This is a genomic window from Spirosoma jeollabukense (assembly GCF_054777855.1).
Window position 1 is genome coordinate 218,926 of sequence record NZ_BAAHAD010000005.1, and the last position, 18,053, is coordinate 236,978.

13 protein-coding genes are annotated in these 18,053 nt (G+C 52.5%); 3 read left to right on the forward strand and 10 right to left on the reverse strand.

Going from position 1 to position 18,053, the window contains the following annotated elements; genetic code table 11:
- Positions 1 to 9: 9 nt before the first annotated feature.
- The 6 genes from ACYVEA_RS20320 to lpxK all read right to left on the reverse strand — a co-directional run bounded on the left by ACYVEA_RS20320 (position 10) and on the right by lpxK (position 8,177).
- The gene (locus tag ACYVEA_RS20320) at positions 10 to 1,725 is read right to left on the reverse strand and encodes a CTP synthase (protein ID WP_461115263.1); all 1,716 of its coding nucleotides are present in this window, start codon (positions 1,723 to 1,725) and stop codon (positions 10 to 12) included.
- Between the two features lie 270 nt (positions 1,726 to 1,995).
- A complete protein-coding gene (locus tag ACYVEA_RS20325) occupies positions 1,996 to 2,652 on the reverse strand; it encodes a gluconate 2-dehydrogenase subunit 3 family protein (RefSeq protein WP_461115264.1) in 657 nt (218 codons plus the stop codon).
- A gap of 33 nt (positions 2,653 to 2,685) precedes the next feature.
- Positions 2,686 to 3,129: a four helix bundle protein gene (locus tag ACYVEA_RS20330; protein WP_461115265.1), complete on the reverse strand. Its 444-nt coding sequence runs from the start codon at positions 3,127 to 3,129 to the stop codon at positions 2,686 to 2,688.
- Positions 3,130 to 3,167: 38 nt separating this feature from the next.
- Positions 3,168 to 4,913 (reverse strand): GMC oxidoreductase, encoded by a 1,746-nt coding sequence (locus tag ACYVEA_RS20335; protein ID WP_461115266.1) that lies wholly within the window; start codon positions 4,911 to 4,913, stop codon positions 3,168 to 3,170.
- A gap of 138 nt (positions 4,914 to 5,051) precedes the next feature.
- Entirely contained in the window at positions 5,052 to 7,061 is a 2,010-nt protein-coding gene (locus ACYVEA_RS20340) for a putative porin (RefSeq protein ID WP_461115267.1), read from the reverse strand.
- A 51-nt stretch (positions 7,062 to 7,112) separates the two neighbouring features.
- Entirely contained in the window at positions 7,113 to 8,177 is a 1,065-nt protein-coding gene (lpxK, locus tag ACYVEA_RS20345) for a tetraacyldisaccharide 4'-kinase (protein WP_461115268.1), read from the reverse strand.
- Between the two features lie 84 nt (positions 8,178 to 8,261).
- Between lpxK and ACYVEA_RS20350 the strand changes: the two genes are divergently transcribed.
- The 3 genes from ACYVEA_RS20350 to ACYVEA_RS20360 are packed head-to-tail and all read left to right on the forward strand — an operon-like array spanning position 8,262 to position 11,292.
- Entirely contained in the window at positions 8,262 to 9,374 is a 1,113-nt protein-coding gene (locus ACYVEA_RS20350; RefSeq protein ID WP_461115269.1) for an o-succinylbenzoate synthase, read from the forward strand.
- 15 nt (positions 9,375 to 9,389) lie between these two features.
- Complete coding sequence (locus tag ACYVEA_RS20355) at positions 9,390 to 10,904, forward strand: helix-turn-helix domain-containing protein (protein WP_461115270.1); 1,515 nt, start codon at positions 9,390 to 9,392, stop codon at positions 10,902 to 10,904.
- A 13-nt stretch (positions 10,905 to 10,917) separates the two neighbouring features.
- Positions 10,918 to 11,292 (forward strand): hypothetical protein, encoded by a 375-nt coding sequence (locus ACYVEA_RS20360; RefSeq protein WP_461115271.1) that lies wholly within the window; start codon positions 10,918 to 10,920, stop codon positions 11,290 to 11,292.
- Between the two features lie 92 nt (positions 11,293 to 11,384).
- Here the strand turns inward: ACYVEA_RS20360 and ACYVEA_RS20365 are convergent, their stop codons facing one another.
- From ACYVEA_RS20365 to ACYVEA_RS20380, 4 genes are all read right to left on the reverse strand, one after another.
- A complete protein-coding gene (locus ACYVEA_RS20365; protein WP_461115272.1) occupies positions 11,385 to 11,981 on the reverse strand; it encodes a hypothetical protein in 597 nt (198 codons plus the stop codon).
- An 87-nt stretch (positions 11,982 to 12,068) separates the two neighbouring features.
- A complete protein-coding gene (locus ACYVEA_RS20370) occupies positions 12,069 to 13,496 on the reverse strand; it encodes a TolC family protein (RefSeq protein WP_461115273.1) in 1,428 nt (475 codons plus the stop codon).
- A gap of 1 nt (position 13,497) precedes the next feature.
- A complete protein-coding gene (locus tag ACYVEA_RS20375) occupies positions 13,498 to 16,698 on the reverse strand; it encodes an efflux RND transporter permease subunit (protein ID WP_461115274.1) in 3,201 nt (1,066 codons plus the stop codon).
- A gap of 115 nt (positions 16,699 to 16,813) precedes the next feature.
- Positions 16,814 to 17,959 carry an efflux RND transporter periplasmic adaptor subunit gene (locus ACYVEA_RS20380; protein WP_461115275.1) on the reverse strand — a complete coding sequence of 382 codons (1,146 nt, stop codon included), beginning with the start codon at positions 17,957 to 17,959 and terminating at the stop codon, positions 16,814 to 16,816.
- Between the last annotated feature and the right edge of the window lie 94 nt (positions 17,960 to 18,053).

The following is an 18,053-nucleotide window of genomic DNA, read 5'->3' on the forward strand; positions in this document are numbered from 1 at the left end:
TCTGGCCGCTTAATCAACCACCTCGGCAGTTTCTACACGGGCGGTAGAAATGTCGGATGTAGTGAGTTCTGAGCTTGATTCAGAGGCATTTCGTTTCTGCTGGCTATAGGTGAGAGCAGCCCGCACAAAGTGTACGAAAAGTGGATGCGGAGTCATAACCGTACTTTTTAGTTCCGGGTGAAACTGCACACCCACAAACCAGGGGTGGTTATTGAGTTCAACAATCTCGACCAGCCCGGTGTCGGGATTGATACCCGTTGGACGAAAACCGGCCTTTTCAAACGCATCGAGGTAATTATTATTAAATTCGTACCGATGGCGATGGCGTTCGCTGATCTGGGTTTTGCCGTAAATCTGGTGCGCCTTCGAGTCCCGCTTGAGCTTACAGGCATAGGCGCCTAACCGCATCGTACCGCCCTTATCCGTGACTTTTTTCTGCTCTTCCATCATACTGATGACGGGGTTCGGTGTATGAGGCTCCATCTCGGTCGAGTGCGCATCCTCAATCCCCATCACGTTACGCGCGTATTCGATGACGGCCATCTGCATACCCAGACAAATACCCAGGAACGGAATTCCGTGCTCGCGAACGTAGCGAACGGCATTAATCTTCCCTTCGATACCCCGCTCGCCAAAGCCAGGTGCCACGAGCACGCCATCCAGGGGCGCCAGTACGTTGGCACAGTGGTGTTCATCGACCAGCGTCTCGGACTGAATCCATTCCAGTTGCACTTTGCATTCGTTGGTAGCACCTGCGTGGATAAACGATTCGGCAATGGATTTATAGGCGTCGTGTAATTCGACGTATTTACCCACCAGCCCGATCTTGACGGTGTCGCCCGGATTCTTGAGCCGTCCCAGAAACGCCTTCCAGGAATCAAGATCCGCATCTTTATCATTGTATAGGTCCAGCATATACAACGCCCGCTGATCGAGCCGCTCTTTCTGCATCAGCAACGGTACGTCGTAAATTGTCTCGGCGTCGATGGCTTCAATAACGGAACTCACCTGCACATTGCAGAATTGGGCAATTTTCCGGCGAATGTCCTGCGGCAGTGGATGCTCGGTACGGCAGGCAATAATGTCGGGCTGAACCCCGTTTTCGAGCAGCATCCGAACAGAGTGCTGGGTCGGTTTGGTTTTCAATTCACCCGCCGAACGCAGGTAAGGCACCAGTGTCAGGTGAATGACGAGGGTATCTTTTTCGCCCAGTTCAAACTTCAACTGGCGAACCGCTTCCACAAAGGGTAACGACTCGATGTCGCCCACGCAACCGCCAATTTCGGTAATTACGATGTCGTATTCGCCCGTTTCGCCCAGCAGCCGGATGTTCCGTTTGATTTCATCGGTGATATGCGGTACAACCTGCACCGTTTTACCCAGGAAATCGCCCCGACGTTCGCGGGTAATGACATTGTTGTAGATACGTCCTGTGGTGATGTTATTGGCCTGAGACGTTGGGCGGTTCAAAAACCGCTCGTAGTGACCCAGATCAAGATCGGTTTCAGCTCCGTCGTTGGTAACGTAGCACTCGCCGTGTTCGTAAGGATTCAGGGTGCCAGGGTCGATATTGATATACGGATCGAATTTCTGAATCGTTACCGTAAGCCCCCGTGATTGAAGCAATTTTGCCAGCGAAGAAGCGATAATGCCCTTGCCCAGTGATGAAGTTACCCCGCCCGTAACAAAAATATACTTTGCGGATTTTGGTCCCGTAGCCGCCATGATTGAAACCTGTTTAGGTCGTTACGGGATGTAAAGGTACAGGAAAAAAGGCGGAAAGGGTGAAAAAATAAGGAGAAAGTTAGTAGGTTTTGGCTAATCAGTTGGTCATCAGTCAGCTGTTCATTAAATTTTCCCGGTAGACTTACGAAGGCAGCAAGTAGCCATACTGGCACGATCAAACTAACGTAGTATCGAAGCGAACAAGCCCACTCCAGCACCCTACACCTAAACGAAAAGGGCCTCATCGTCTGACAAGGCCCTTTCTGTAGGTTACTTTTTATAATCTTCCGGCCAATCCTTCTTTATCTCACGTTCTTCGTAGGCAAGCCCATATTGCTTCAGTACGTCCTCTGGAACTCCGTCCCATTGATTAGGCGTATTACCCACGTAGCCAAGGTCTTTGATGCCCATCTGGCTCGTAAAAAAGCCAGAGGCCGTCATATTACGCATAAAGCTGAAAAAAGAAGCGCCCTGCGTCATGTCGGGTTTAGCCTGCGCTGGATAGGCAATCTGCTCTACCATGTCGATCTGCTGCGCTTTGGTGCAAAGGGCAAATTTCTTTCCGTAGCGTTTAACACACGTATTGTCGAGCCAGCGAATCCCCCCTCGCATAGGTGTCTGGTTTCTGGGCTGGTCTTTCATCATAAATTCGATGAAGGCCGGCACGCCCGCCTGTGAGGCACTCCCCGATTTGGCATCAGCCGGAATAATGATGTCACACAGGAGGGTTACGGTCTGCAGCTCGTGCGGTGTGAAGAATTTTTCGGCGTTCAGTTTGGCATCGCGCTCCGCTTCAAACTGCTGACGGCCACCCGGAACTTTTAACGGCTTAACATCCGGTGGAGCGGGTACAGCGGCTTCGACAGGATTGACAGCCAGACCGAAACCAGTAAGAGAAATGGCTTTTAAGGAATCTCTGCGTTTCATAAATAGTAAGGTTATCGGTTTTTAGTTTTCGGTTTACGGTGCCAGGCCTGGAAAATCCTCGACCAAATAAACGATTTCGGACTCATCTACTTTGTATCTCAGTCCGCGGACGGGCGATTTTTTCAAAGACTGAACCAGACCAAACAGCATTTTACCAATACGATCAGTTCGGGCATACAGGTCATTAAAGCAGTCCAGATCAATATGGTGACGATCAAAAGCTCTATACAATTGAGACTTCACTTCAGTACCCGAGCCTAGTGAATAGCCCAAAAACAAAATAAATTCAGCCCGGTTCGCTCGTCCAAATCCTTCAGCAATATTATCCATGATTGAACCAGTTGCCCGATTAATCTGATTTTTCAGCTCGAAATCTTTTGAGAAAGTATCTTTCTGCGTTAGCCAATAAATGTCATCCGACAATTGGCGAGCCAATTTCCAAACGTCCAAATCCTCAAATCGATTAATCGTTGCCATTACCCTGGTCTCTCCCCGTAAACCAAAAACCGTAAACCCTAAATATTCTTCTGTTTGACTTGGTCAATCAAGTATTCGCTCGTCCGCATCGAAGCCGCCAGAATCGTCCACGTTACGTTCTTGTCGCCCTGTGAAACGAAAGGAGCCGCATCCACAACAAACAGGTTTTTCACATCGTGGGCCTGCTGCCATTTGTTCAGCGCCGATTTGTTAGGGTCATTGCCCATACGAACGGTACCTACTTCATGGATGATTTTACCGGGTGCTTCCAGTCCGTAATTGGTCTCAGGACCGGGCTTATTGCCCAGTGGCGTGCCTCCCATCGAGGTAATGATCTGCTCGAAGGTATCCTGCATGTGCTTGGCCTGCTTGATCTCGTAGTCCGACCATTTGTAGTGAAAACGTAGGGTCGGAATCCCGTATTTATCGACGGAGTTCGGGTCAATTTCGCAGTAGTTGCTTTCGAGGGGGACGGGTTCGCCACGGCCTGCCATGCCGACGTACGCGCCGTAGAACCGACGATAGTCATCTTTCAGACTCGCGCCATACCCGCCACCGGGTTTCATTTTACCATCGCGACCCGGCACTTTTCCGTTCATGTTCTCAATACCGCCACCAAACCCGTAGCCGGGCATCCCCATGCCGCCACCGTACTCGATGTGATACCCACGCGGGAAATCCAGCTTTTTGTTATCAAGCCACCAGGGCGTAAATACGTGCATGCCGCCCACGCCATCTTCATTATACCGTTTGCGATCCATCAACGCGGGAACGAACCCGGAGCGGCTGGCACCCGTGGAGTCGTTCAGGTATTTACCGACCACCCCACTGCTGTTAGCCAGCCCCTGCGGGAAGCGAGATGATTTGGAATTGAGCAGGAGCCGGGCCGACTCACAGGTACTGGCGCTCAGGATAACGGACTTTGCCCGCACAGTCACCTCCTCCAGGGTCCGGGTATCTACGTAACTAACGCCCGTGGCCAGACCCGTTTGCGGATCGGTTAACACTTCACGGGCCATAGCCCCGTTGATAAGGGTTACGTTCCCGGTTTTAACCGCGGGGATACAAAGCACCGACGAGGATGAAAAGTCGGCATAGGCCTGACAGGCACGCCCGCACTGGCTACAGTAGAAACAGGAACCACGCTCGTTGTTGATGGGCTTGGTCAGGATACTTAACCGCGACGGAATAACGGGAATGCCAATACTCTGCGCGCCTTTCCGCAGCATCAGCTCATGCAGACGCGGTTTGGGTGGCGGCAGAAAGTACCCGTTTGGTTCATTCGGAAAATTCTCATTTGACCCAAAAACGCCGATTAATTTGTCGACACGGTCGTAGAAGGGTTTAAAATCCTCATACGTAATTGGCCAGTCATCGCCGACACCGGTGAGGGATTTACGGCGGAAATCGTCGGGGCCGAATCGCATGGAGATACGCCCCCAGTGGTTGGTACGTCCGCCCAGCATCCGGGAGCGGAACCAGTGAAATTCGGTGCCCGGTTTAGCTGAATACGGCTCGCCTTCAATTTCCCAGCCCCCCCAGGCGGCATCGAAATCGCCGAAAGCCCGTGTGGTACTTGCCCCCCGCCGGGGCGACTCCCACGGCCATTTCAGTTGTGTAATATACTTCGGATCGGCGGGGTCAAAGTAGCCGCCCGCTTCCAGCAGCACGACTTTCGCCCCGGCTTTTGCCAGCGTGTAAGCCGCCATACCTCCCCCGGCCCCCGAGCCAATAATGGCTACGTCGTACTGGACAGGAGCTTTTTGAATCTGAAATGGGTCCATGTAAAAATTAACGATTTATTGGTTCTAATCAAAAAAGCAATCAAACAACACTCACTCAAAGCCAACGAGACGCGCAATTGTCTCTTAAATAATTTAATAAGTAGAATTTCGTTTTTCCTTACCTGTTGTCAAGGTAAATTAATCAAATAAATACCAGTCGACACCGAAGGCGAAGCCCCGGCGCATTTGCAAATAATCGGGCGCCACAAAATAGCCCGGTGAGAATAGGCCCTGATTCGCGTGGGTCAGTTTCACAAACAAGCGGGTGCGGTTGATCCGTAGATTTGCGTAGAGATCCGCCAGCACAGCGCCTTCGACAGCCTGCCGATTCTGAAGGTAAAACTGCTGATTGAGTGGCATATACGCATCGGCATAATAAGACGACTTATAATGTAAATCAATCCCGGCCTGAATGTACAGCACTTTCGCGTAGAGAAATTCATACTGCAGGCGCATATTGACAAACAAAGGCGGTGTCCGCAAAATGTCCGTCCGCGACTGAACCGTGTAATAGGCCTGCCCGGCGATCAGAAATTTACCAACTGGCAGATGATACCCCAGCCCGGCTCTGAGCACACTAAACGAACCGGCGGCCTGGCGGGCTACGGCGGCCGTATCGAAATAGGTGTAGTTACTGAGCAGGTAATAATCCAGTCCCGGTTCGATACGTAGCTGTTTATACCGAAGGTTCAGTTTTCCATAGGCATGGTTGAAACCCCGCAAGCTGAAATTATTGCGCCAGCTATAAATCATACTCTGATAGCGTTCCTGCAACAACGTTGGGTTCACCAGTTCCGAGGAGTACCCGGCGGTTAGCAACTTACTCTCCAACTGACCCTGTAGCCGATACCCACCCCCAACCTGGTACTCAAGTTCAGCGGTGATCCGGGACAGGCTGTCAGGAAAATAATACCCCAGCCAGCCACCCAGGAAGGTTTCGGTACGTGGAATTTCATATTGGTTATACGTATACCGAGCGGTATTGTAGAGGGTGGTCTGTTTATAATTCCGGACGCGCAGGTAGGCCCGGTAATTGAACGACGCGCCTTTATATTGGGCAATGCCTTTTAAGCCAAACTGATTTTCCAACAGCCGAAAGCGCGTATGCTGCTCAATGCGGGACGTATCGCCCACAATGGACGGGTAAAAACGAAGCGGAGAATTGCTGCCTAGCGGGGTAATCGACTGATTCAGCCGCAACGTATCGTCCTGGTAAAAATTCTTCTGTGTCTGGTAATCAAATCGATGGTAAACCTGAAACCCCTTGTCGAGCACGTATTGATGGTAGGCATGCAGGTCGTTTCGAATTTCCCAGCCGTGTGGGCCATGGATGGACGTGCTACCGCTCCGCAAGCGGGAATCACCGGTGTAGTTATAGATGATGATTGACCCGTCGGTGCTCTGTCCCGGCAACACGCCCCCCTGCTCGTCAAGGCTGTGATTCATGTTCTTAAAATGCGCCAGCAGGATATACTTGTCGTTTTTCGAGCGGTAGTTCGTGTGCAGCAAGAGTCCCCAGTTCTGGGTCAGCAGTTTATACGTGTCATTGGTTCCTGCGGTACCAAACTGTTTCTGCGACGTAAACCGCTGTACGTTAAAGCCGACGTTCAGGCGGGGATTAATATTCTGGGCCATATCGAAGCGCAGAATATTCTGGTTGTTTCCGCCCAGGGCAATGTACATATCCGTGAATGGCGATTTCGTATCGAAGTATTTAACGTCCATCGTCTGGTAAGCGTAGGGCGAAAATACGTAATAACCAGACTGAGCCCCCAACTGCTGCGGCTCCTGCACAAACACGGGGCGCATGGGCGTTCCGAGGTTACCTAAGTCCTGGTACAGATTCTGATACCGTTGTACGTAGGTATACCGGTGCACATCGTCCATGGTGGTATCCATGGTGTAAAGTTTCCGGCGGTTATTGAAAATATCGCCCTCCAGCACGTAGCGCGTTGACTTCGGACCATAAATTACCTTCGTCGAGTCGTCGATGATCCCCTGGCCCCGGTTACCCGTCGTTGAGGTCGGCATGGCCTGCCGCCCCCCGAAACTATTGGGATTCTGGGTAGGCGAACCCGGAAATTGTTGCGCCCGGCCAATAAGCGACAGACCCAGTATAAAAAGTAAGGCAAGAAAACTCCGATTCATCAGATCAAAAGTACACCAAAACGACGGATGGCCGAAATCCGGCGTCATCAGTTAACGATTTTTAAGGGTATGTTCGTCTAGAAAGGCTAGAAATTGCGCTTCCTGACCGGGTAAAAACTGCACGGCCACCGGCAGGTAAAATAACGGGAGTGGCTCGCGTTCAGCGGGCGTTAGCAGGGCATCCAGCTTTACCCAGTCTTTCTCGGTTGTCAGGATCGCCGTGTCAGTTGGTAACCCGTCCAGCAGCTCATCGAGATCCGCCCGGGTGTACTTGTAGTGGTCTGCAAACCGATAATGATGATGGAGGTGAAACGCCTGCCGAACGTAGTGCTCGAGCGGATCGGCATTGGCCAGCCCCGACACGAGGACTACGCTGGTCAGGCTGGAGTTGGCCCGATGATCAGCGAACGAAACGGGTGGACTGTAGTGCAGTCCGGCAAAGAAAACAGGCGTGCCGGGGCGGGCATACGGCCGGATGCGGGACACGATACGTTCCTGCTCCGTGGCCCACAGATTCGCCGGGCATTTGGTCACGACAATCCCATCGGCCCGCCGGGCACCCTTCCGTCGCTCCCGCAGTCGACCGGCCGGAAACGGGTAATCGTCGTAAAACGGTCGGTTGTAATCCATCAGGAGAATATTCAGGTGCGGCTGCACGGCCCGGTGCTGAAATGCGTCGTCGAGCAGCACCTGCTGGGTGTCAGGATGCCGTTGAAGTAAGGCTTCAATAGCCTCGACCCGGCGTTCCCCCACGCATATACGCACCTTCGACCTAAACTTACGGTAGAGCTGGAGCGGTTCGTCGCCAATGGTCGCGGCCGTATCCGAATCGGTTGCGATGCGAAATCCCGTCGTGCGTCGACCATATCCGCGGCTGAGTGTAGCGGTCCAGTTGCTCCTTTCCGTAGCTGTCAATTGATACCATTTAATCAAAAATTCAACCATTGGCGTTTTTCCTGTACCGCCCACCGTTAAATTACCGATACCCACCGTATAGACGGAGGGACGTATCGTTTTCAATAACTGATTGTTAAATAGCCAATTACGAAAATCGGTTACTAGTCCATATAGTCCACTGAGTGGCAAGAGCAGCCATTGGCTAAACAAATGCTTCATTAATAATTTCGTAATATTGCCCGCTTGAGCAGTCAAAAGTAGTACTTTTAGGACTGGGAACACCCGTCCTCACCGCCCGGTACAATGAGTTTAAAAGTCGACTACCTAACATACACGTTGCATTTTCGCTTCGAAGCGGGTACGTCGCGCGGCACCCTTACGGAAAAAATGTCCTATATTCTTCGGATCTTCGATGACGACGATCCGGCGGTTGTTGGGTATGGTGAATGCGGGCCCCTTAAAGGATTAAGTTATGATGATCGGCCCGATTTTGAGGATACCCTACAACAGTACTGCCAGGAATTCAATGAGTTAGATCTTCAGCTGTTCAGCTGGAACGTCCCCATTGTGCTCGACCAGCTCATCAGCCCCCGCTTTCCGAGCATTTTATTCGGCTTTGAAACGGCCATGCTCGACTTTCTGGGGGGTGGGCAACGTATCATCAAGGCATCGGACTTTACGGCGGGGAACCGGGCCTTACCCATCAACGGCCTGATCTGGATGGGCAGTCCGGCATTCATGCGTCAGCAGATTGACGAAAAGCTTCAATCAGGCTACACAACGATAAAGCTCAAAATTGGTGCCCTTGATTTTGAGCAGGAGTGCGACCTGCTGGCCATGATACGGGATCGGTTTACCGCCGACCAGATTACCTTGCGGGTCGATGCCAACGGTGCGTTTCAACCCGGCGAAGCCATGGCGAAACTGGACCGATTGGCCACCTACGATCTGCACTCGATCGAGCAGCCGATTCGCGCGGGACAGACCGACCTGCTGGCTGACCTCTGTCAGCACTCGCCGGTGCCCATTGCCCTTGATGAAGAATTGATTGGCCACATGGAATATGTGAACAAATTCAAACTGCTGAAAAAAATTCAACCTCAGTTCATTATCCTCAAACCAACGCTTTTGGGTGGTTTACACCACTGCGACGAATGGATCGAAGTAGCTGGACGACTCAATATTGGCTGGTGGATCACATCGGCCCTGGAATCGAATATTGGCCTGAACGCGGTGGCTCAATACACGGCACAGTTCAAACATTTGTTGCCACAGGGACTGGGAACGGGTCAATTATACCATAATAACGTCGATAGTCCGTTATACATTAACCACGGGTGTTTGCACTATGATCCGGCCCGGCTCTGGAACTTCGGCTCCCTGGCGGTTAATAAATCCGGAGCGGCATCCCACTAATTACTTACCTATCCGTTGAATCTTCCTACCGATCATATCCGCCTGCTGTTTGGCCTGAAACTACGCCAGTTGAGAATCGACAGAGGCTTGTCGGTCAGCGAGTTGGCACAAAAGTCCAGCTTATCGGTTTCGTACGTAACCGAAATTGAAAAGGGACGAAAGTACCCCAAAGCGGATAAAATTTCGGCCCTGGCCAATGCCATGCAGGTGGACTACGATACGCTCGTATCCCTGAAACTGAGCAAAAAACTGGAGCCCATTTCGGATTTACTGCGGTCGAAATTCCTGACCGAGATTCCGCTCGAACTCTTCGGCATCGACCCGTCTGATCTGCTCGAATTGCTGGCCGAAGCGCCCGCCAAAGTCAGTGCCATGATCCGTACGTTCATGGATATTGCCCTGAGTTATAACATGAGCGTGGAGCGGCTGTATCTGACCATGCTACGTTCGTATCAGGAAATGCATGACAATTATTTCCTCGATATTGAAGCCGATGCCGATCGATTTCTAACTGAATTTTCGCCACCAACCGGCTTATCATCGAACCCCGTCGTTAGCGAAACGTTGCTGGCAAACTTGCTTAAAACACGCTATGACGTACGCATTGAGCAGTTTGATCCACTCGCCAATCCAGAATTGGAGTCCCTTCGATCGGTCTATCGGCCCGCACATCGAACCCTGCACCTCAACGCTGGCCTGTCTCAGGAGCAGCGGGCGTTTATTCTGGCCCGGGAAGTCGGATTCCAGTTCATGAACCTGAAAAATCGACCGTATACGTATTCGTGGGTCGAAGCGGAGTCGTTCGAGCAGATGCTCAACAACTACAAAGCATCGTATTTTGCCGGGGCGATTCTCATTCGCCGGGATACCCTGGTGGCAAAACTGACCGAACTGTTCGCTCAGGAAACCTGGAGCAACGACGCGTTCCTGCAACTCATCACCGACTTCGGCGCCACGCCCGAACGGTTCTTTTACCGATTGAGCAACGTACTGCCGAGCCATTTTGGCATTGATCAACTGTTTTTTTACCGCTTCAATCACACGGCCGGTCAAACGACGTTTCAACTGACCAAAGAGATGCACCTGTCGCGGCAACAGGGGCCACGCGGCATCGTAGACGAGCATTTTTGTCGGCGGTGGATTGCCTGGACGATCCTGCAGGAGCTTCAGTTCCTGCAACAAAACAAGGGATTCGACCGTACCCTTTGCCGGGCGCAACTGTCAGAATATGCCGATTCGGGTCATCAATATCTGATTATTTCGGTAGCCCATCCGTTTCAGCCGCAGGTACAGCAAAACATGAGTGTATCGATGTGTTTTGCCGTAAATGACGCCCTGAAAAGCAAGATGAAGTTTCTTAATGCAGCGAAGGATATCAACGCCCTACACGAAATCCCCTTTCGCATCGTGAATCAAACCTGCGAACGATGCGGCATTTTCGACTGCCGTGAGCGCGTAGCGGCCCCTACTGTCTTGCAGAAAAAGCGTCAGTTTGCCGCGGTGAAGAAGGCCATGGAAGCCTTGAAATAAGCCCGCCGTTCTCATGAAATCCATACTACGCTATTTACTCCTTGCCAGCATGGCTACGTTAGCCTTGCTCGCGATCTTTTTCTATCAGGAATACATGGGCGAGGACACAGACCCAACCGCTGGGAATCTGACAAATCCAGTCATACATAAGCGGCTGAACGCTATCGTTACGGATACCGCAAGCACTAAGGCAACAGCTAATTCAGCACTCGCTTCACTTAAAATAACCTACACGGATCTTGACACCAAAGAAGCGGCCAGCTTCCGGATGAATTACCGATCTCAGCCAGCCATTGCCCCGGGCGACACGGTGACCAAGGATAAAGATGAGAAACTCCTGCTCGTCTATAAACCAGATGGAACCATTGTAACGGTGCCTATTGAATAGACCGGACTTCGATCAGTGAACATGAACCGGGGTCGAAGCCATGGTGGTATAGCTACCACTATAGATTCGACCCCGGTTCTAACCGAGGCTTTTTATTTCATTTTGGGGATGCCGATTTGCAGGCCCACATTCACGGTAAAGAACTTCGAGGTCTGATCAAAATTCACATTACCAATCGTACCGACACTCGCGCTCCCGTCGTTGTTGCCGAATATGATATTGTAGGCACCTTCGGCAAAAATTCCCAGATTTCCGACGGCCAGCATAAGTCCCACTTTGGGTGCCACACCCGCATTGGTCGAATTAATTTTACTGCTTTCCTGTCCGTTGAACTTGATGCGTGTACCCACGGAATAAGCCCCTACTTCAGCCCCAACATAGGGTCGTAGAACCCCCTCCGTAAAATAATAGTCAATCAGGGCCGTAATGGGAATGATAGCCGCTGAATACTCCAGCGTTTGTCCAGCAGCCGAAAAACTACGGCTTTCACCAAAGGCTTTGACGCCGATACCCACGTCGAGCTTTGACCCCAGGAAAATTTTGGCGTTCAACCCACCTCCATAAATCGTTTTCGAATTTTGAACATCCGAGAAGGCTGCGGACCCGTTGATCCCAACCGAGAATTGCGCAAAAGAAGGCGTCAGCGCCAGTAGGAAAATCCCTAAAACGGCGATAGAAATCTTTTTCATTATGATGATTGATAAATAAAGTGAACAGTTTGTAGGCAATAACTGCCAAATGATACAATAGTTTACCCGAACAGCGCGTGTATCTTCTTACTCCCATCCGCCACCCAGAGCCCGGTATAAACCGATCAGCGACAGAAACTGTGACCGCTTTGTTTCGACCAGGGCCAGTTCGGCGTCCAGCACACTACGTTGGGCCGTGATCACTTCCAGATACGTAGCATAGCCATTCACAAACAATTCATTCGACGTCGTAGCGGCCTGCCGCAGCACGGCCACTTCCTGCCGTTGCAGTTCCGCTACGTTCCGGAAGTTGTCCAATCCCTTCAGGCTGCTCACCACTTCGCTAACGCCGGTCAGAATCGTTTTTTGATAGGCAAAATAAGCTTCCCGACTCCGGGCAACGGAAATCGTATAATTTCCTTTCAATAACCGGCGATTGAAAATAGGGGCCGCCAGTCCGCCAATGGCACCAGCCGCAATGGACGCCGGGTCCAACAGCGAGGACACGCGAAACGCATTAAAGCCTACGTAGGGCGTTAGTGTCAGCGAGGGCAAAAACTCGGCCTGGGCCACGGCAATATCGACGTTGGCGGCCTCCAGTTCACGTTCTGCCTGCCGAATGTCGGGCCGACGACGTACTACTTGAGACGGCAGACCAGCCAGTATCTGAGCTGGAATTTTTTGATCTTCGATGGATTGCCCCCGGACGATCGGCTGCGGATACCGACCCAGTAACGTATTCAACTGATTCTCGGCGTCGACAATCTCCTGCCGAACCCCACCCTCCCGACTGCGGGTGTTCAACAATTGAGCCGTAAACTGCTGCACCGCCAGCTCCGTTACGCGACCGGCGGCTTTCTGTACGTTCACCAGTTCAACAGCCCGTTGCTGTAGCGCTTCATTCTCCCGAATAATGTCCAGTTCGGCATCGAGCGCCAGGAGCGTGTAGTACAGCCGGGCTACCTCACCCGTGAGGGCCGTAACGACCAGGTTGCGCCCTTCCTGTGATGCTAGCAGGCGCGTATAGGCGGCCCGTCGTCGGTTGCGCAGTTTACCCCAGATGTCCAGTTCCCACGAACTGCGCAATCCCAGGAAGTAATCAGGTGTGGGGTTGGGAATGCGGCTCTGACCGACTATGTTTTCGGATAGATTCGTGTCATAATTTCCCACGCCGTTCAGGGTATATTTTCCGTATCGGTCAACCCCGGCGGCAGCAACGGCGTTCACGCTCGGCAGCAACGCACCCCGGCTGATCTGGAAACTGGCCTGCGCCATCTCGATACGTTGGAGCGCCATCCGAAGATCAGGATTTTGGGTCAATGCCGTATCAATCAGTTGCACCAGATTTTTATCGGCAAAGAGAGTTTGCCGGGGTAAACGCCCGATAGTGGTAGAGTCGGTGCTGCCCGCAAACGATACGGGTAGTGAAACGTCCGGCATTTTCGGTGGCGTATGCATAACCCGGCAACCGCTCAGGCTGACCAGAAAAAGAAGCAAACCGAGACGATAACCCATTTTAGGCTTGTTCAAGTAAGGCACCATTTGTTTTCTTGGAAGGGATATGTGGCAATGATTCGTCGTCGGCAGGTGGGGTTTTCGATGCGAATCGCTGCGCCAGTTTAGCAAACAGACTATAAAGGCCCGGCACCAGCACCAGCCCAAATACGGTGCCAATGAGCATGCCGCCCGCAGCCGCCGTACCAATGGATCGGTTTCCTACGGCTCCGGCCCCAGAGGCAATACAGAGCGGAATCAGCCCGGCAGTAAAGGCCAGGGACGTCATCAGAATTGGTCGTAACCGCGTGACAGCTCCCTCAATAGCCGCCTTCACAATGGAGAGTCCCTCCTGCTGACGCTGGTTGGCAAATTCCACGATCAGAATGGCATTTTTTCCCAGCAAACCGATGAGCATAACCAGCGAAACCTGCGCATAAATGTTGTTTTGCAGCCCCGCCAGTTGCAGGCACAAAAACGAGCCAAAAATCCCCGCCGGTAACGACAGCAGTACCGACAACGGCAAAAACAGGCTTTCGTACTGCGCCACCAGCAGCAGGTACACGAAGATCAGACAGAGCAGAAAGATGTAAATAGCCTGATCGCCCGACAAGACTTCCTCCCGCGACATGCCTGACCATTCAAACGAGTAGCCGCGTGGTAGTACGTTCGCGGCCACTTCCTGAACGGCATTCAGGGCATCGCCACTGCTGTAGCCCGGTGCCGGGTCGCCGTTGATGAGGGCCGACATGTACATGTTGTAGCGGGTAATCTGCTCCGGCCCGTACACCCGCTTGAGGCTGATAAAGTTGGCGAACGGCACCATTTCGCCCTGATCGTTTTTGACCCGCAGCGCCAGTACGTCCTCGGGCTTGGCCCGGTATTCGGGCAGGGCCTGCACCATGACTTTGTACATCTGCCCGAAACGGATGAAATTGGAGGCATAATAGCTTCCCATCAGCGTTTGCAGCGTACTCATGGCGTTGTCAATCGACACACCTTTCTGAGCGGCTTTGTCCTGATCGACCTGCAACAGATACTGCGGAAAACTTGGGTCGAAACTCGTAAACGCGTTTCCGATTTCAGGCCGTTTTTTCAAGGCCGCAATGAACTCATCGGCCACTTTTTTGGTCTTTTGCAGATCGCCGGAGCCCGTACGGTCGAGCATCCGTAGTTCAAAACCGCTGGAATTCCCGAAGCCGGGAACGGTGGGTGGCGGAAAGAACTGGATGCTGGCATCCTGAATGGGCCGGGTTTTCGCTTCCAGCGCGGCAATAATGTCCTCCATCGTTTGAGTCCGCTGATCCCAGGTTTTCAGGTTGATCATCCCCATCCCGTAAGACGCTCCCACGCCATCGGTCATCAGACTATACCCCGCCAGCGTCGATACGTTCTCGACGGCCTCCATTTTCGATGCAACCTGTTGAATTTTATCCAGAACGTCTTCGGTCCGTTTGACGGTTGCCCCAACCGGAGTCGTTACGTTGACGTAAATCATGCCCTGATCTTCAGTCGGAATGAACCCGCTGGGCAGGAGTGAACTGATGCCCCAGGTGCCGGCCACGAATACCAGAAACATCGCCACCGTTACCAAACCCCGGCTGGCCACCCGGTTGAGCAAGCCCTGGTAGCGACCCGTTAGTTTGTCGAAGCCTCGGTTGAAACTGGCAAAAAAGCGCCCTAAAAGGCCCTTGGGCGCATGGCCGTGGGTATTACGTAGCAAGAGCGCGCATAAAGCCGGGGTTAACGTAACGGCATTGACGCCGGAAATAACAATGGCAACCGCCAGCGTTAGCGAGAACTGTCGATAGAAAATCCCAACCGGACCCGACATGAACGCGACCGGCACAAACACCGCCGACATCACCAGCGTAATCGCGACCAGCGCCCCGCTGATTTCCTTCATGGCAGCAAACGTAGCGGCTCGTGGCGACAGATGGCCAGCCCCGTTTTCGGCCATTTTAGCGTGTACGGCTTCAACGACCACAATGGCGTTGTCGACTACGATACCGATGGCCAGCACCAGCGCAAACAGGGTGAGCAGGTTAATCGAAAACCCGATCAGGCTCATGAACGCAAAGGCACCGACCAATGCGACCGGCACGGCCAGCGCACAGATCAGCGTGGAACGCCAGTCTTGCAAGAACAGAAACACGACCAGGAACACCAGTACGAATGCCTCGATCAGCGTGCGGATAACTTCATGTATGGACGCATCCAGAAAGCGCGATACGTCATAGGCGAAGTTGTAGGTCATGCCGGGCGGAAAGTTCGTTTTCTTCAACTCCGCCATGCGGGCTTTCACGTTGTTGATCACATCCCGGGCGTTGGAGCCAGGGCGTTGTTTCAGCATGATCGACGCCGATGGTCGGCCGTCGGTTTTGGATAATACGTCGTAATCCAGCGACCCGAATTCCACCTCGGCCACATCTTTCAGGCGCAAAATCGAGCCGTCTGGTTCGGCCCGCAGCACCAGATTTTCGTATTGTTTGGGCTCGAAGAACTTACCGCTATAGCGCAATACGTATTGAAGCATATTGGGTTTCCGGTCGGCGCTTTCGCCCGCTTTTCCGGGGGCTGCCTCCACATTCTGCCTACGAATGGCCGCAATAACGTCGTCGGACGATACGTCGTAGGCCGTCATCCGGTCGGGTTTGAGCCAGACGCGCATCGAATATTCCCGCGAGCCCATAATGTCGACAAAGCCCACGCCATCAATCCGCTTGAGTTCGGCCAGTACGTTGATGTCGGCGAAGTTGTAAATGAACTTCTCGTCGACCGACGGGTCTTCACTGAAAATATTGAGGTAAAGCAACATACTGTTCACCTCTTTTTCGGTCGATACCCCCGCCTTGATGACTTCTTCGGGCAGTTCGTCCAACACGGTGGTTACGCGGTTCTGCACGCCCATGGCCGCCAGATCGGGATCGGTGCCTACGTTGAAAAACACCTGAATAATCGTGCTGCCGTCATTGCCCGACACCGAGTTCATGTATACCATGCCCGGCACCCCGTTGATGGCCCGTTCCAGCGGCATGGCAACCGCTTTGGTAGCCACTTCGGCGTTAGCGCCTGTGTATTTGGCCGTTACCGTAACGGAGGGCGGAACAATGTCGGGAAACTGCGTGACTGGCAAGCCCGTCAGCGCCAGCACCCCCAGCAACGTAATGACAACCGAAATCACCGCCGATAGCAGCGGTCTTTTTATAAATAAATCAAACATGAGAAAACCGTTTACAGTGGTCGGTTCGGTTTACGGTTTCTGGTATACGGTTGGCTGACGCGAGCTACTTATGTGTCAGCCAACCGTATACCAGAAACCGTAAACCGAGAACCTGTTATTGTTTAGCAACCGTGTTGGAAGACGATACCGTGTCGGCAGAAAATGCTTTGGGAATGATCAGCATACCATCGCGGATGTTCTGAATGCCTTCGTAAACGACCCGCTCACCCGCTTTTAGACCCGACAGGACAATGTAGTTGCTGTCTACCCGTCCCTGCGGCACGAAACTTCGGGTTTTCACTTTGTTGGCCGCATCAACCACATAGACGTAGTTCTTGTCCTGCACCTCAAATACTGCTTTCTGAGGCACCAGCAGCGCATCATTGACCGGGTTGGCCAGGCGAATTTTACCGGAAGCGCCGTGCCGGAGCAATTTGTTGGGATTCGGGAAACGCGCCCGGAAGGCAATCGTGCCCGCCCCTTCTTCAAAGACACTTTCCATCGTTTCGATGCGTCCTTTGTAGGCGTAGGGCGTTTCATCGGCGAGCAGCATTTCGACTTCCTGCCCATTCCGACCGTCGCGTTTGGGATTCTTTTTGAGGTAATTCAGGTATTCCTTCTCCGATACGTCGAAGTAAGCATACACATCCCGCACGTCGGAAACGGTCGTCAGCAGGGCTCCTTCCTCGATTAAACTCCCCATCTTGAATGGAATCCGGTTGATCGTCCCATCAAAAGGCGCTTTGATACCCGCATGCGACAGCCGTAGTGCGGCCGTTGCGCGAATCGATTTCATTTCGTCAATAGCCGCCCGTGCCGCTTCAAGTTTGGCCTTCGCCAGTTCCAGTTCCGAGGGCGACACGATCTTTTTATCGACCAGCAATTGCACCCGCCCCATTTCAACTTCATCGGTTTTGGCTTTGGCAATAGCACTATTGAGGTTGGCACTCGCCCGGTCGAATTCGGCCTGGTATTCGGCTTCATTCAATTTGAAGAGTAATTGCCCTTTATGGACCGTCTGCCCTTCATCCACGTAAATTTTCTCCAGAAAACCAGACACACGAGCCCGGATCTCGACATTTTGTGTGGCTTCTAACCGACTCACGTAGTCCCGTTTCAGCGTTGTCGATTGTCGTGTCAGTTGAACCACGGGCAGTGTCAGTGTCTCCGGCGGCTCACTTTCCGCGCCGTTGTCTTTGGTGGCGCAACTAACCAGCAGTAAACCGACCAGCAGGGGCATCAGACTTACCTTGTTTTTCATATACAGAGTGATAAATCAGCAACCGCTACCTGAAAAACCACATGGATTCTCAACTAACCAGGTCGCTGGAAATTGACATAAAAAGAACGTAGCA

Coding starts and splice junctions, on each gene's coding strand:
- ACYVEA_RS20320 (WP_461115263.1), bottom strand. CDS start 1,725: ATGGCGGCTACGGGACCAAAATCCGCAAAGTATATTTTTGTTACGGGC.
- ACYVEA_RS20325 (WP_461115264.1), bottom strand. CDS start 2,652: ATGAAACGCAGAGATTCCTTAAAAGCCATTTCTCTTACTGGTTTCGGT.
- ACYVEA_RS20330 (WP_461115265.1), bottom strand. CDS start 3,129: ATGGCAACGATTAATCGATTTGAGGATTTGGACGTTTGGAAATTGGCT.
- ACYVEA_RS20335 (WP_461115266.1), bottom strand. CDS start 4,913: ATGGACCCATTTCAGATTCAAAAAGCTCCTGTCCAGTACGACGTAGCC.
- ACYVEA_RS20340 (WP_461115267.1), bottom strand. CDS start 7,061: ATGAATCGGAGTTTTCTTGCCTTACTTTTTATACTGGGTCTGTCGCTT.
- lpxK (WP_461115268.1), bottom strand. CDS start 8,177: ATGAAGCATTTGTTTAGCCAATGGCTGCTCTTGCCACTCAGTGGACTA.
- ACYVEA_RS20350 (WP_461115269.1), top strand. CDS start 8,262: ATGAGTTTAAAAGTCGACTACCTAACATACACGTTGCATTTTCGCTTC.
- ACYVEA_RS20360 (WP_461115271.1), top strand. CDS start 10,918: ATGAAATCCATACTACGCTATTTACTCCTTGCCAGCATGGCTACGTTA.
- ACYVEA_RS20365 (WP_461115272.1), bottom strand. CDS start 11,981: ATGAAAAAGATTTCTATCGCCGTTTTAGGGATTTTCCTACTGGCGCTG.
- ACYVEA_RS20370 (WP_461115273.1), bottom strand. CDS start 13,496: ATGGGTTATCGTCTCGGTTTGCTTCTTTTTCTGGTCAGCCTGAGCGGT.
- ACYVEA_RS20375 (WP_461115274.1), bottom strand. CDS start 16,698: ATGTTTGATTTATTTATAAAAAGACCGCTGCTATCGGCGGTGATTTCG.
- ACYVEA_RS20380 (WP_461115275.1), bottom strand. CDS start 17,959: ATGAAAAACAAGGTAAGTCTGATGCCCCTGCTGGTCGGTTTACTGCTG.